Annotated in this window: 2 protein-coding genes; both read right to left on the bottom strand. The window is 67.4% G+C overall.

What is annotated here, in order from left to right; genetic code table 11:
• Positions 1-1,425 (bottom strand): maltose alpha-D-glucosyltransferase (gene treS, locus RH94_RS19380; RefSeq protein ID WP_073948808.1); only part of this gene is annotated, 1,425 nt, incomplete at its 3' end.
• Positions 1,422-1,967: alpha-glucosidase C-terminal domain-containing protein (locus RH94_RS19385; RefSeq protein ID WP_143204048.1), on the bottom strand; the 546-nt coding region annotated here is incomplete at its 5' end. The genes treS and RH94_RS19385, both read right to left, overlap by 4 nt.

Raw genomic sequence — 1,967 nt, forward strand, 5'->3', positions numbered from 1 at the left:
GTTCTGCTTGCGGATCTCGATCATGCGGCGGGTCCAGTGCAGCAGCGAGGAGGGCGAGGACATCGACGCCTCGACGTTGGTGACCTGGTAGCCGTAGACCGGGTCCATGATCGTGGGCAGGAACAGGCGGCCGGGGTCGCAGGAGGAGAAGCCGGCGTTGCGGTCCGGGGTCCACTGCATGGGGGTGCGTACCGCGTCGCGGTCGCCGAGCCAGATGTTGTCGCCCATGCCGATCTCGTCGCCGTAGTACAGGATCGGGCTGCCGGGCAGGGAGAGCAGCAGGGAGCCGAAGAGCTCGATCTGGTTGCGGTCGTTGTCCAGCAGGGTCGCCAGGCGGCGGCGGATGCCGATGTTGGCGCGCATGCGGGGGTCCTTGGCGTACTCGGCCCACATGTAGTCGCGCTCCTCGTCGGTGACCATCTCCAGGGTCAGCTCGTCGTGGTTGCGCAGGAAGATGCCCCACTGGCACTTCGAGGGGATGGCGGGGGTCTTGGCGAGGATCTCGGAGACGGGGTAGCGGCTCTCCCGCCGCACGGCCATGAAGATGCGCGGCATGACGGGGAAGTGGAAGGCCATGTGGCACTCGTCGCCGCCGGCGGCGTAGTCGCCGAAGTAGTCGACCACGTCCTCCGGCCACTGGTTCGCCTCCGCCAGCAGCACCGTGTCGGGGTACTGCGCGTCGATCTCCTTGCGTACGCGCTTGAGGAAGGCGTGCGTGGCCGGAAGGTTCTCGCAGTTGGTGCCCTCCTGTTGGTACAGGTACGGCACCGCGTCCAGCCGGAAGCCGTCGATGCCGAGGTCCAGCCAGAAGCGGAGGGCGGCCAGGATCTCCTCCTGCACCGCCGGGTTCTCGTAGTTCAGGTCCGGCTGGTGGGAGAAGAACCGGTGCCAGTAGTACTGCTTGCGCACCGGGTCGTACGTCCAGTTGGAGGCCTCGGTGTCGACGAAGATGATCCGCGCGTCCTGGTACTGCTTGTCGTCGTCGGCCCAGACGTAGTAGTCGCCGTAGGGGCCGTCGGGGTCCTTGCGGGACTCCTGGAACCACGGGTGCTGGTCGCTGGTGTGGTTCATCACGAAGTCGATGATCACGCGCATGCCGCGCTGGTGGGCGGCGTCGACGAACTCCACGAAGTCGGCCAGGTCGCCGAAGTCGGGGAGTACGGCGGTGTAGTCGGAGACGTCGTAACCGCCGTCCCTGAGCGGGGACTTGAAGAAGGGGGGCAGCCACAGGCAGTCGACGCCCAGCCACTGCAGATAGTCGAGTTTGGCGGTCAGGCCCTTCAGGTCGCCGATGCCGTCGCCGTTGCTGTCCTGGAAGGAGCGGACGAGGACCTCGTAGAAGACGGCGCGTTTGAACCACTCCGGGTCCCGGTCCCTGGCCGGGGAGTCCTCGAAGATGTCCGGAACGGGCTCGTTGACAGTCATGGCGCTGGGGGCCTTCCGATCTGCGGCGGGGTGGACGGTTGCTGGACATGGAGCACGTGCGCGGGCCGGTGACCCGGCTCCAGGCGGACGTAATTGGCCCTGCCCCAGTGATGGGTCTCGCCGGTGAGCTCGTCGCGCACCGGCACCGACTCGTGCCAGTCCAGGCCGAGTTGCGGCATGTCCAACGAGACCGTGGCCTCCTGGGTGTGGTGGGGGTCGAGGTTGGCGACCACCAGAACCGTGTTCGATCCGCTCCGCTTCGAGTAGGCGATCACGGCGTCGTTGTCGGCGTGGTGGAAACGCAGATTGCGCAGCCGGTGCAGCGCGGGATGGCGGCGGCGGATGTCGTTGAGCCGGGTGATCAGGGGGGTGATGGTGCGGCCCTCGCGCTCGGCGGCGTCCCAGTCGCGGGGTTTGAGCTGGTACTTCTCCGAGTCCAGGTACTCCTCGCTGCCCTCGCGCAGGGGGGTGTTCTCGCACAGTTCGTAGCCGCTGTAGATGCCCCAGGCGGGGGAGAGGGTGGCGGCCAGCACGGCGCGGAC

The sequence above is a fragment of the Streptomyces kebangsaanensis genome (assembly GCF_001906585.1).
GTDB lineage: Bacteria > Actinomycetota > Actinomycetes > Streptomycetales > Streptomycetaceae > Streptomyces > Streptomyces kebangsaanensis.